We start from the raw sequence: 14,524 nt of genomic DNA on the forward strand, positions 1-14,524 counted from the left end.
ATGGCGCAGGAGCAGAAGGTCGTCGACTACCTCAAGCGTGTCACCGCTGACCTCCACCAGACGCGGCGGCGCTTGGAGCAGTTGGAGTCCAGCCGACGTGACCCGATCGCGATCGTCGGCATGGCCTGCCGGTTCCCCGGCGGCGTCCGCACACCGGAACAGCTGTGGGACCTCCTCGCCTCCGGGCGCGACGCGATCGCGGACTTCCCCACCGACCGCGGGTGGGACCTCGACATGCTCGCCGGAGACGGCCCGGACGGACGCGGCGGCGCCGCGACCGGCCAGGGCGGTTTCCTGGACGACCCGGGGGAGTTCGATCCCGGGTTCTTCCGGATCTCGCCGCGCGAGGCGCTCGCGATGGACCCGCAGCAGCGGCTGCTGCTCGAAGTCTCGTGGGAGGCGCTCGAACGGGCGGGCATCGACCCGCAGAGTCTGCGGGGCGAGCGGGCCGGTGTGTTCGTCGGCACGAGCGGCCAGGACTACGCCAACCTGATGATCACGTCCCGGATGGAGCTCGAGGACGCGGCGCTGACCGGCAACTCGGCCAGCGTCCTGTCCGGTCGTCTGGCGTACACGTTCGGCCTCGAAGGGCCCGCGGTCAGCGTCGACACCGCGTGTTCGTCGTCGCTGGTCACGATGCACATGGCGGCCCAGGCGCTGCGCGGCGGCGAATGTTCGATCGCGCTGGCCGGCGGCGTCACGGTGATGACCACGCCGTTCGGGTTCGTCGGGTTCACCCGGCAGGGCGGCCTGGCCGCCGACGGCCGCTGCAAGTCCTATGCCGACGCCGCGGACGGCACCTCGTGGTCCGAGGGCGTCGGCATGCTGGTGCTGGAGCGGCTGTCGGACGCTCAGCGCAACGGACACCCGGTGCTGGCCGTGCTCCGTGGCTCCGCGGTCAACCAGGACGGTGCGTCCAACGGTCTGACCGCGCCGAACGGACCGTCCCAGCGGCGGGTGATCACCCAGGCGCTGGCCGGTGCGGGCGTCTCCGCAGCGAGCGTCGACGCCGTCGAGGGACACGGCACCGGCACCGTCCTGGGCGACCCGATCGAGGCGCAGGCGCTGCTCGCCACGTACGGCCAGGGCCGCGAGACGCCGCTGTGGCTTGGGTCGATCAAGTCGAACATCGGGCACACCCAGGCCGCGGCGGGTGTGGCGGGTGTGCTGAAGATGATCCTGGCGATGCGCCACGACGTGCTTCCCCCGACGTTGCACGTGGACGCGCCGACGTCGCACGTCGACTGGGACAGCGGGGCCGTCCGGCTGCTGGGCGAAGCGCGGCCGTGGACGCCGACGGAGGGCCGGCCGCGCCGGGCCGGTGTGTCGTCGTTCGGGATCTCCGGCACGAACGCGCACGTCATCCTGGAAGAAGCGCCGGCGGACGCCCCGCCCCTCCCGGCGGATGCCCCGCCCCTCCCGGCGGAGGCGCCGCCGGTACCGGCCGCGCCGGGCACCCCGGTTCCGGTGGTCGTTTCGGCGAAGACCGGCGCCGGTCTGCCGGAGCAGGCCGCGCGGCTCGCCGCGTACGTCGAGGAGACCGGCCCGGCGCTGCCGGACGTGGCGTGGTCGTCCGCGGCGACCCGCGGGGTGTTCGAACAGCGTGCCGTCGTGCTGGCCACCGACGGAGCGGAACTGGTCAGAGGCCTGCGATCGCTGGACACCGCGCCGAACGTCGTCCGGGGTGTCGCGGGCGTCCGGGGCCGGACCGTGTTCGTGTTCCCCGGTCAGGGCGCGCAGTGGGCCGGGATGGGCCTGCGGCTGGTGGCGGAGTCGCCGGTGTTCGCGGCGCGGCTGGCGGAGTGCGCCGAGGCGTTGGCGCCGTACGTCGGATGGGATCTGCTCGACGTCCTCGGTGACGAGGCGGCGCTGACCCGGGAGGAGGTGGTGCAGCCGGCGTCGTTCGCGGTGACGGTGGCGCTGGCCGCGGTGTGGGACTCGTTCGGGGTTCGTCCGGACGCGGTCGTGGGTCACTCGCAGGGTGAGATCGCCGCGGCCGTGGTGGCCGGTGCGCTGACCCTGGAGCAGGGCGCCCGGATCGTGGCCGTGCGTTCGGCGATCCTCGCGTCCCGGCTGGCCGGCTCCGGTGCGATGGTGTCGGTGGCGTTGCCACTGGCCGACGTCGAATCGGTGCTCCCGCCGGGGGTGTCGGTGGGAGCGGTGAACGGTCCGCGGTCCACTGTCCTGACCGGTGACTCGGAAGCGGTCGACGGGCTGATCGCCGGGTGGACCGCGGCGGGCGTCCGGGCGCGGCGGGTCCCGATCGACTACGCGTCGCACTCGGCGCACGTCGACGCGATCGAGGCGGAGTTGCTCGACGCGCTGGCCGGGGTGGAACCGGCGGCGGCCTCGACCCGGATGTGGTCGACGGTGGCGAACGACTGGGTGGCCGGACCCGACCTGGGCGCCGCCTACTGGTTCGGGAACCTGCGGCGGCCGGTGCGTTTCGCCGACGCGATCCGGGCGCTCGCCGGTGAGGGTTACGACGTCTTCGTGGAGTGCAGTCCCCATCCGGTGCTGGCCGGTGCGATCACCGATCTGACCGACGGCGCGGTGACCGGCACGCTGCGGCGGGACGAGGACACCCTGGCCCGGGTGGTGACCGGCGTCGCCGAGCTGTTCGTCCGCGGCGTGCCGGTGGACTGGGCCCCGGTGCTGACCGGCGGCCGGCGGATCGACCTGCCCACCTACGCATTCCAGCACGAACGCTTCTGGCCCGAGCCGAGCACCTCCGGCGGGTCGATCGGCAACCTGGCCGGTGCCGGGCTGGCCGAGACGCGCCACCCCCTGCTCAGCGCGGCGGTTGCGCTGGCCAGCGGCGACGGAGTGGTGCTCACCGGCCGGATGTCCCTGCGCAACCAGCCGTGGTTCGCCGAGCACGTCCTCTTCGGCCGCGCACTGGTCCCCGGATCGACCTGGCTAGAACTCGCGATCCGGGCCGGTGACGAGGTCGGCTGCGATCGGGTCGAGAGCCTGACCCTGCACGCTCCGCTCGTTCTCGACGAGCACGAAGCCGTCGTCGTGCAGGTGTTCGTCGGCCCGCCGGACCGGTCCGGAGCCCGGACCGTCGGCCTGTACTCCCGGCCGGCCGACGGACCCGCGGCCGGTCCGGGGGACTCCGCCGACGGGGCCCTGTGGCGTCGCCACGCCGAGGGCGTGCTCACCGCGGGCGAGCACCGCGAGAGCGTCGACCCGGGCGCGTGGCCGCCGCCCGGCGCGACCCCGGTCGACCTCACCGACTGGTATCCCGAGCTGGCCGCGAACGGCGCCGACTACGGTCCGCACTTCTCCGGCCTCCAGGGCGTCTGGCGTGACTCCGACGGCACCGTGTGGGCGCACGTGGAGCTTCCCGAGCCGGCCACCGACGCCCGCGCTTTCGGCCTCCACCCGGCCCTGCTCGAGGCGGCCCTGCACGCGGCGCCGCTGCCCACCGGTGTCCTGGCCCGGACTCCCCGGCAGCCGATCAGGTGGAGCGGCGTCAGTCTGCACGCCGCCGGGGCCGCGACGCTGCGCGTCCGGCTGCGGCGTCTCGGGTCGGAGTCGCTCTCGGTGACCGCACTCGACGCCGCCGGCGCGCCGGTCCTCTCCGTCCGGTCGCTCACGCTGCGCCCGGTCGAGGCCGCCGAGCTGGCCACCGACGACACCGCCGACCTTCTCCGCGACGCCCTGTTCCGGGTGGAGTGGACCGCGCTGCCCGATCCGACCGGCGCCGCCGCGCGCGGCGCGGAACTCGACGCCGTCGAGCTCACCGGTCCGCCCGCGGAGCTGGCCACCGTGCCGCCCGTGGTCTGCGTCCGGCTCGCGGCGGATCCGGCCGCGTCCGGCCCGGTGCCGGCGACGCACGAGCTGACCGGCCGGGTGCTGACGCTGCTCCAGCAGTGGCTGGCCGACGAGCGGACCGGCACGTCGGTGCTCGTCGTGCTGACCAGCGGCGCGGTCGGGGTGGACGGCCGCCCACCGACCGATCTGGCCGCGGCGGCCTGCTGGGGCCTGCTGCGCGCCGCTCAGTCCGAGCACCCCGGCCGGATCGTCCTGGTCGACGTCGAGGACCTGGACGACCTGGAACCGGCGCGGGCGGCACTGCCGGCGATCGCCGCGGCCGGGGAGCCCCAGGTCGCGGTCCGCGTCGATGGGCTCTGGGCCCCGCGGCTCGTCCGCGCCGGCTCGGCCGGCCCCGCGGCGAGCCCGGCAGCCGGCCCCGGGGCGAGCCCGGCAGCCGGCCCCGCGGCGAATGCGGCGGCCGGCGCCCCGGCCGATCCGGCGGTCGATCCGGCGGCCGATCCGGCGCAGCCGGGGTGGGACCCGGACGGGACCGTGCTGATCACCGGCGGCACCGGTGGATTGGGCGCGCTGGTCGCCGCGCACCTGGCCGAGCGGTACGGCGTCCGGAACCTGCTCCTGGCGAGCCGGCGTGGTGCCGACGCCCCCGGCGCGCGCGAACTCCGCGACACGCTGGCCGGGCGTGGGGTCCGGGTCGAGCTGGCCGCCTGCGACCTCGCCGACCGGGCCGCGGTCGAGGAACTGCTGGCCGGCGTCGAACTGTCGGCCGTGTTCCACACCGCCGGGGTACTCGACGACGGCACCGTGGAGTCGCTCACTCCGGAGCGGCTGACCGCCGTGCTGCGTCCCAAGGCCGACGCGGCCTGGCACCTGCACGAGCTGGCCGGATCCGCACCGCTGATCCTGTTCTCCTCGTCCGCCGGACTGTTCGGCGCCGCCGGGCAGGGCAACTACGCCGCCGCGAACGCGTTCCTGGACGCTCTCGCCGAGCACCGGCGCGCGCTCGGCCGGCCCGCGCTGTCGCTGCCGTGGGGCCTGTGGGCGGTGCCGACCGGAATGACCGGCGGCCTGAGCGAGGCGGACGTCAAGCGGATGGGCCGGGCCGGTATGCCGCCGCTCACCGCCGACCAGGGCCTGGCCCTGCTCGACGGCGTGCTGGCGACCGGCCACCCGGCGACCGGCCACCCGGCGGTCGGGCACCCGGCGGTCGGCCACCCGGCGGTCGGGCACGCGGTCGTCGCGCCGCTCCGGCTCAACCTCTGGGCGGTCGCTTCCCGGCCCGACCCCGGCCTGGTACCGCCGCTGCTGCGCGGGCTGATCCGGCCGGGCCGGCGGACCGCCGGAAGCGTCGGCTCGGCCGGGAACCAGCTGGCGCAGCGGCTGGCCCGGCTCACCGTGCCCGAGCGGATCACCCTGCTTCTCGACCTGGTGCGGACGCACGTCGGGGTCGTGCTGGGGCACACCGGAAGCGAGTCCGTCGGTGCGCACCAGGCGTTCCGGGACCTCGGCTTCGACTCCCTGACCGCGGTCGAGCTCCGCAACCGGCTCAACGCGGTCACCGGTCTCCGGCTGCCGTCCAGCCTCATCTTCGACTACCCGACCGCGCAGCAACTCGCCGGGCACCTGCTGGGCGAGCTGCTCGGCGAGGAGGCGGACGCGCCGGCGACCGGACCGGGCCCCGCGACGACCCAGGGTGAAGACCCGGTCGTCATCGTCGGAATGGGGTGCCGCTTCCCCGGGGGGATCGGCTCACCGGAGGAACTCTGGCAGCTCCTGGTGTCCGATCAGGACATCGTCACGGAGTTCCCCGACGACCGCGGCTGGGACCTGGAGGCCCTGTTCGGCGCGGGCCTGCGGGGACGCGGTGCGATCGCCACCCGGCGGGGCGGCTTCATGGCCGACGCCGCGGACTTCGACGCCGGCTTCTTCCGGATCTCGCCGCGCGAAGCTCTCGCGATGGACCCGCAGCAGCGGCAGCTACTGGAGGTCGGCTGGGAGACCATCGAGCGCTCCGGTATCGACCCGGCGACGCTGCGCGGGAGCCGGACCGGCGTGTACGTCGGCTCGAACGGGCAGGACTACGCCAGCGTCATCTTCACCGAGACCCAGGACGTCGAGGGCCACGCCGTCACCGGTGTCTCCGGCAGCGCTCTGTCCGGACGCCTGTCGTACGTCCTCGGGCTGGAAGGGCCGTCGCTCACCGTCGACACCGCGTGCTCCTCGTCGCTGGTCGCGTTGCACGTGGCCGCGCAGGCGCTCCGCGAGGGCGAATGTGATCTGGCGCTGGCCGGCGGGGTCACGATTATGACCACGCCGTTCGGCTTCGTCGGCTTCAGCAGGCAGGGCGGCCTGGCCGACGACGGGCGGTGCAAGGCGTTCGCCGACGCCGCGGACGGTACCGGGTGGTCGGAGGGCGTCGGCATGCTCCTGCTGGAGCGCGCGTCCGACGCCCGGCGCCGGGGCCACCACGTCCTCGCCGTCGTCCGCGGTTCCTCGGTCAACCAGGACGGCGGGTCCAACGGGATGACCGCGCCGAACGGCCCGTCCCAGCGGCGGGTCATCCGGCAGGCGCTGGCCAACTCCGGGCTGCGCGCCGACGACATCGACGCGGTCGAGGCCCACGGCACCGGCACCGTCCTGGGTGATCCGATCGAGGCACAGGCGGTGCAGGGAACCTACGGCCGCGACCGGGAGCGGCCGCTCTGGCTGGGGTCGATCAAGTCGAACCTCGGGCACACGCAAGCTGCGGCCGGTGTCGCGGGTGTCATCAAGATGGTGCTGGCGATGCAGCACCGCCTGTTGCCCAGGACGCTGCACGTCGACCAACCGACCCGGCACGTGGACTGGACGACCGGACCGGTCGAACTGCTGACCGAACCGATTCCGTGGACGTCCGGCGACCGGCCGCGCCGGGCCGGCGTCTCGTCGTTCGGGGTCACCGGCACCAACGCCCACGTGATCCTCGAGTCGGCACCGGAGCTCCCCGCGGCCGAACGGCCGGCCCGTGACCGGGTCGAGGCGCTGCCGATCCTGCTCTCGGCCGAGTCGCCCGGCGCCCTGCTGGGCCAGGCGGCCCGGCTGCGGTCCGTTCTCGACGACGGATCCGGCGCGGCTGGCCTCGCCGACCTGGCCTGGACGCTGGCGACCAGCCGGACCCGCTTCCCGCAGCGCGCGGTCGTGCTCGCGAGCGACCTCACCGACCTGCGCGCAGGCGTCGACGCCCTGGCCGGCGGCGGCATCGCCGGGGGAGTACTCACCGGAGGAGCCGCCCCCGGGGAGACGCGGCTCGCCGCGCTGTTCGCCGGACAGGGCGCCCAGCGGCTCGGCATGGGCCGCGAGCTCTACGGCCGGTACCGGGTGTTCGCCACCGCACTGGACGAGGTGCTCGACGAACTCGACGAGCACCTGGACACGCCCGCGCGAGCGGTGTTGTTCGGTACCGAGCCGGATGCGCTGAACGAGACCGGGTGGGCGCAGCCGCTGCTGTTCGCCGTCGAGGTGGCGCTCTACCGGTTGCTGGAGTCGTGGGGAGTCCGTCCTGGCGCGGTGACCGGCCACTCGCTCGGTGAGTTGACCGCCGCGTACGTCGCCGGAGTGTGGTCGCTGAGCGACGCGTGCCTGCTGGTGACCGCCAGGGCCCGGCTGATGCAGGCGCTGCCGCCCGGCGGCGCGATGGTGGCCGTGGCCGCGCCGGAGGCGGACGTACTGCCGCTGCTGGCCGGCCGGGAAGACGAGGTCAGCCTGGCGGCGGTCAACGGTCCGGCGTCGGTGGTGCTCTCCGGGGTCGCCGACGCGGTGGAGGAGGTCGCGGCCGCGACCGGGGCGCGGACCCGGCGGCTGCGGGTGTCGCACGCGTTCCACTCGCCGCTGATGGAGCCGATGCTGGACGAGTTGCGCGCGGTCGCCGCCGATTTGTCCTACGCGCCGCCCGCGTTGCCGGTGGTGTCCACGGTGACCGGTGCCCGGGCCACTGTCGAGCAACTGCGCGACCCGGAGTACTGGGTGACCCAGGTCCGGCAGCCGGTGCGGTTCGCCGCCGCCGTCGCCACGCTGCGGAACTCCGCGTACGGCGCGCTGCTGGAGATCGGCCCGGACGCCACGCTCACCGCGCTGGCCGCGGATACCCTGGCCGCGGAGATCCTGACCCCGGAGGCCCTGGCCCCCGAGGCCCTGGCCCCCGAGGCCCTGGCCACGGGGGCGCCGACCGCGGAGACGCCGGTCACCGAGGCGCCGTCCGGGAACGCCGAGCCGGCCGACATCACCGGGGCCGACGTCACCGGGTCCGGCACCGTCGCGGTGGCGGCGCAGCGCGCCGGCCGGGACGAGCAGGCCGTCCTGATCGAGGCGCTGGCCCGGCTGGACGTCCGCGGCGTACCGATCGACTGGGCCGCTGTCCTCGCCGACGTCGGCGGCCGGACCGTCTCCGTACCGACCTACGCCTTCGAACACGAGCGGTACTGGCCGTCGGGACTGGGTGGCCGGCCGGCCCCGGAGGTCAGCGGGGCCGGACTGCTCAACACCGGACATCCGCTGCTGGGCGCGGCCGTCGCGCTGGCCAGGGCGGACGAGACGCTGCTGACCGGGCGGCTGGCGGTGCGCGCGCAGCCGTGGCTCAGCGACCACTCGCTCGACGGCCTGGCGGTGTTCCCCGGCACCGGGTTCCTGGAGCTGGCGATCCGGGCCGGTGATCACGTCGGCTGCGGGCAGGTCGACGAGTTGACGCTCACGACGCCGCTGCTGATCGAGGCCGACCGCGAGATCGCCGTGCAGGTGTGGGTCGGCGCCGCCGGGGAGTCCGGCACGCGCGACTTCACCGTGTACGCGCGCCCGGCCGACGCGCCCGACGCCCAGCCCTGGGCGAGCCACGCGTCCGGCGTACTGACCGCGCGGATGCAGCAGCCGGCGTTCACCGCCGAGGAGTGGCCCCCGCTCGGCGCCGTCGAGCTGGACATCGCGGACGTGTACACCCCACGCGGCCCCGGCGAGCTGGCCTTCGGCCCGGCGTTCCACGGGCTGCGCGCGGCCTGGCGCGGCCCGGACGGCGTCGTCTACGCGGAGGTGGCCGCACCCGACGCGGTCCGTGACGCGCCCGCCTACGGGCTGCATCCCGCGGTGCTGGACGCCGTCCTGCACGCCGCGCCGTTCACCGGCCTGGAGCCGGCCGGGGTGGGGCGGGTGCCGTTCAGCTGGAGCGGTGTCACCCTGCACGCGGCCGGCGCGTCGGTGCTGCGGACCCGGCTGACCCGGCGGGGCGCGGACGAGGTGGCGGTCGACGCGGTCGACGCCGCCGGTGCGCCGGTGCTGTCCGCCCGGTCGCTGGTGCTGCGTCCGGTCTCCCGGCAGCCGGGCCCCGGCGCCATGGCGCAGACGCTGTACGGCCTGGACTGGACGCTCCTCACCGAGCTGCCCGAGTCGGCCGAGCTGCCCGAGCCGGCCGAGCTGCCCGAGCCGGCCGAGTCGGCCGTGTCTCCCGCGCCGGTCGGAACGCTCGCCGTCCACGTCGTCGACACGCTCGCGGAGGCGGGTCCGGCAGACCTCACCGTGCTGCGCGCCTACCCGGCGGCGGACACGGCGGACTCGGCGGACTCGGCGGACGCGGCAAACGCGGCCGACTCGGCCGGCCCGGTGCGGCCGGTGCACGAGCTGACCGGCCGGGTACTGGCCGCGCTGCAACAGTGGTGCGGCGACGAGAGCCGGGCCGGCGCCCGGCTCGCCGTCCTGACCCGCGGCGCGGTCGGCGTCGACGGCCGGGCCCCGAGCGACCTGGCCGGCGCCGCCGTCTGGGGGTTGGTCCGCTCGGCGCAGCTGGAGCACCCCGGCCGGATCCTGCTGGTGGACGCCGACGACGAGGACGTCCCGTGGCCGGCCGCGGTCGCGCTGGCCGACGCCGGTGACGGGCAGCTCGCGGCGCGGAACGGAGCGCTGTGGGCACCCCGGGTCGTCCGGCACGCGCCACCGCCGCCGGACGCGAACCCGGGCCTGGACCCCGCCGGCACGGTGCTGGTCACCGGCGGCACCGGCGGGCTCGGCTCGCTCGTCGCCCGCCACCTAGTCACCGCGCACGACGTCCGGCACCTGCTGCTCACCAGCCGGCGCGGACCGGAGGCGCCGGGCGCGGCCGAACTCGCGGCCGAGCTGCGCGAGCTCGGCGCCACCGTCACTCTCGCCGGCTGCGACGTGGCCGACCGCGAGGCGCTCGCCGGGCTGCTCGCCGGTGTGCCGGAGGACCACCCGCTGACCGCGGTCGTACACATCGCCGGGGTGCTGGACGACGGCACGCTGGGCGCGCTGGACCCGTCCCGGCTGGCCACGGTGCTCCGCCCGAAAGCGGACGCCGCCTGGCACCTGCACGAGCTGACCGCGGACGCCGGCCTGGCCGCGTTCGTGCTGTTCTCGTCGATCGCCGGTACCTTCGGCGCGGCCGGCCAAGCCAACTACGCCGCGGGCAACGCGTTCCTCGACGCGCTCGCGCAGCAGCGGCACGCGGCCGGACTGCCTGCCGTCTCGCTGGTGTGGGGGCCGTGGAGCCGGGACGCCGGGATGACCGGAGCCCTGGACGAGCAGGCGACCCGCCGGCTGGCCCGGACCGGCCTGCCCGCGCTGAGCCCGCGCGCCGGGCTGGCGCTGTTCGACGCGGCACTGTCCAGCAGCGAGCCGGTGGTGGCGCCGATCCGGCTGGATCTGTCCGGGCTCGACGCCGGTGGCCGGGCCGTGCCGCCGCTGCTGAGCCGGCTGGTCCGCGCGGCGCGGCCCACGGCGTCGTCGAAGCCGGCCGGCGATCGGCGGCTCCGCGAGCGGCTCCGCGGACGCGACGCGGCCGACCGGCGCCGTCAGGTGCTCGACCTGGTACGGGGCGCGGTCGCCCAGGTGCTCGGCTTCGCCGCCGCCGACCGGATCGACGTGCGGCGTGGTTTCAACGACCTCGGCTTCGACTCGCTCACCGCGGTGGAGCTGCGCAACCAGCTGGCCGAGACCACCGGGCTGCGGCTGCCGGCGACCCTCGTCTTCGACTACCCGACTCCGCTGGCTCTCGCCGAACACGTCCTGGCCGAGCTGACCGGGCAGCTCGACGGGCCCGCGGGCGGCGGGCCGGTCGTCCGGGTGTCCGACGACGATCCGATCGTCCTCGTCGGCATGGCTTGCCGGTACCCGGGTGGCATCGGCTCACCGGAGGACCTCTGGCGGCTGCTGGTGGCCGGGGAGGACGGCATCACCCCGCTGCCGACCGACCGGGGCTGGGACCTGAGCCCCTACCTCGGATCCGGGGCGTCCCAGGCGTTCGCCGGCGGCTTCCTCCAGGACGCCGGGGAGTTCGACGCGGCGTTCTTCGGGGTCTCGCCGCGTGAGGCGCTGGCGATGGATCCGCAGCAGCGGTTGTTGCTGGAGACGTCGTGGGAGGCGTTGGAGCGGGCCGGGATCGATCCGACCGGCTTGCGCGGCAGCCGGACGGGTGTCTTCGCCGGGCTGATGTACCACGACTACGGCTGGAGCGGCACGTTCCCCGACGACGCGCTGTCGTTCCTCGGCACGGGCACGTCCGGCAGTATCGCGACCGGCCGGCTCTCCTACACGTTCGGCCTCGAGGGGCCGGCCGTCACCGTGGACACCGCCTGCTCGTCGTCGCTGGTGGCCCTGCACCTGGCGGCGCAGGCCCTGCGGGCGGGGGAGTGCGACCTCGCGCTGGCCGGCGGCGTGACGGTGCTGGCCCAGCCGGGCGTCTTCGCCGATTTCAGCAGTCGCGGTGGCCTGGCCGCCGACGGCCGGTGCAAGTCGTTCGCGGACGCGGCCGACGGGGTGGGCTGGGCCGAGGGCGTCGGCATGCTGGTGGTCGAGCGACTCTCGGACGCGGTGCGCCACGGACACCGGCCGCTGGCTCTGCTGCGGGGCTCGGCGGTGAACCAGGACGGCGCGTCGAACGGGCTGACGGCACCGAACGGCCCGTCGCAGCAGCGGGTCATCCGGCAGGCGCTGGCCGGTGCCGGACTCGACCCGGCCGAGGTGGACGCCGTCGAGGCGCACGGCACCGGTACCCGGCTGGGCGACCCGATCGAGGCGCAGGCGCTGCTGGCGACCTACGGGCAGGACCGGAAGTCACCGCTGCTGCTCGGGTCGATCAAGTCGAACCTCGGTCACACCCAGGCCGCCGCGGGCGTCGCGGGGATCATCAAGATGGTCCTGGCCATGGAACACGGCGTCCTGCCGAAGACGCTTCACGTCGACGCGCCTTCCTCGCACGTGGACTGGGCCGCGGGCGCGGTCGAGCTGCTCACCGAGAACCGCTCCTGGGGCGCGAACGGACACCCGCGCCGGGCGGCGGTCTCGTCGTTCGGAATCTCCGGCACGAACGCGCACGTGATCCTGGAGGAGGTCCGGCCCGCAGCGCCGGCCGGCCCGTCGTCGGGGGACTCCGCGGCGGCCCGGTCCCGGGCGGACGAGCCGTCGCCGGGCGGAGTGCTGCCGATCGTGGTCTCGGCCGCGTCAGAGGCGGCCCTGGTCGCGCAGGCCGACCGGCTCAGCGCCTGGTGGGCCGAGTCGCGCACCCCCGTCCGCGCGCTCGCCGCCGCGCAGACGCGTTCCCGGGCCGGACTCCCGCACCGGGCCGTGTTCTTCGCCGACGACGTCGTCGCGCTGGACCTCGGCCACGCCGTGCGGGGTGTCGCGTCGGCGGGCCGGATCGCGGTGGCGTTCGCCGGTCAGGGCAGCCAGCGTGCGGACATGGGCCGGGAGCTCTACCAGCGGTACCCGGTGTTCGCGGCCGCGTTCGGCGAGGTGATCGGGGAGTTCGGCGGCGCGCGCGAGGCGTGGGCCGACCCGGCGCTGATCGACCGCACCCGATGGGCCCAGCCACTGCTGTTCGCGCTCGAGGTGGCCCAGTTCCGGCTCCTCGAGTCCTGGGGCCTCCGTCCGGACGCGCTGCTCGGGCACTCGATCGGAGAGCTGGCCGCCGCCTACGTCGCCGGGGTGTGGTCGCTCCCGGACGCCTGCCGGGTCGTGACCGCACGGGCCGCTCTCATGGAGGCGCTCCCGCCGGGCGGGGCGATGGTCGCCGTGGCCGCTCCCGAGACCCGGATCCGCCCGCTGCTGGAGGGCCGCGAACACGAGGTGGCGATCGCGGCGGTCAACACACCGGACGCCGTCGTGCTGTCCGGTACGGAGACCGCGGTCACCGAGATCGCCGCCGGACTGGCCGCGCGCACCCGGCGGCTGCGGGTCTCGCACGCGTTCCACTCGCCGCTGATGGACCCGATGCTGGACGACTACCGGCGGGTCCTGGAAGCGGTCGAGCTCCGCGAACCCCGGCTCGAGCTGGTGTCGACGGTCGGCCCCGATCCGGATTGGACCGACCCCGGGTACTGGGTCCGGCAGGTGCGCGAACCGGTTCGCTTCGCCGACGCGGTGGCGGCACTGGCCGACCGGGTGGAGGTCGTCCTCGAGGTCGGCCCCGATCAGACGCTGACCGGCGCCGCCGCGCAGATCGTGCCGGCCGACGTCACGCTGGCCGCTGTCGGGGACGAGCCGATGCGCGCGCTGGCCACCGCCTACGTCCGCGGCGCGCAGCCGGACTGGCCCGCTGTGCTGACCGCGACCGCGACCGCGACCGCGACCGGGGCCGGGACTGGGGCGGACGGCGCGGCGCTGAACCTGCCGACCTACGCCTTCCAGCACGAGCGGTACTGGCCCGCCGCGTCCGGGGGAAACGCGGGCGACCTGACCGCGGCCGGCCTCAGCGCGGCCGGCCACCCGCTGCTCGGCGCCGCGGTCGAGCTGGCCGGCGGCGGGGTCGTGCTCACCGGCCGGATCTCGCTGTCGGCTCAGCCCTGGCTGGCCGGCCACCGGATCGCCGGCTCGGTGCTCGTTCCCGGCGCGGCCCTGCTGGAGCTCGCGATCCGGGCCGGGGATCAGGTCGGCGCGACCCGGGTCGAGGAGCTGACGCTGCACGCGCCGCTGTTCCTGCCCGACTCCGGCGGTGTCCAGGTCCAGGTCGTGGTGGGCGCCCCGACCGGCCCGGACGGCCCGATGCCGGTGGAGATCCACGCCCGCCCGGACGGCTCGGACGACCCCTGGGTCTGCCAGGCCACCGGCACGCTCGCCACCGGTCCGGCGGCCGCCGGGGTCGCCGCCGGGGAGTTCGCGCGCACCTGGCCGCCGGAGGACACCACCCCGATCGCGCTCGACGGTCTCTACGACGGCCTGCGCGCCGGTGGCCTCGACTACGGCCCGGCGTTCCAGGGTCTGCAGGCGGCCTGGTCGGCGCCGGACGGCACCCTCTACGCCGAGGTCGCCCTCCGCGCCGAGGAGCGGGCGGACGCGACCCGGTTCGGGCTGCACCCGGCCCTGCTCGACGGCGCCCTGCACACCGGCTCGCTGGGTGGCGGGGACCACGTCGCCCGCCTGCCGTTCGCCTGGCGCGACGTCCGCCTGCACGCCACGCACGCGACGCTGCTCCGGGTCCGGCTGCGTCGCCACGGCGTCGACGGAGCGGGGTTCGAGGGGGTAGGGACCGATCAGCTCACGCTGGACCTGGCCGACGGCGGGGGAGGACCGGTCGCGACGATCGGCAGCCTCGCACTGCGTCCGATCGCCGCCGACCCGGTGGACGAGGCAGCCGCCACGGCCAGGCGATCGCTGTTCACGGTGGCCTGGGATCCGATCGGTTCCCCGGCGGAGGGGGAACCCGGCGACGAGCCGGCCGTCACCCTCGCGCAGGCCCCGGCCGGTGACCCGGCCGATCCGGTCGGCTCGG

The 14,524-nt window shown here is 75.7% G+C and carries 1 protein-coding gene (running past one end of the window); it reads left to right on the forward strand.

Annotation, left to right across the window (positions count from 1 at the left end):
* Window positions 1–14,524: the 5' portion of a type I polyketide synthase gene (locus tag ACIBZJ_RS41880; RefSeq protein ID WP_395939184.1), read on the forward strand. The gene runs 21,263 nt beyond the window's last position; 14,524 of the gene's 35,787 nt are visible here — the first part of the coding sequence; it begins with the start codon at window positions 1–3; its stop codon lies off the right edge, out of view.

This window comes from Cryptosporangium sp. NPDC051539 (genome assembly GCF_044454545.1).
Lineage (GTDB): Bacteria > Actinomycetota > Actinomycetes > Mycobacteriales > Cryptosporangiaceae > Cryptosporangium.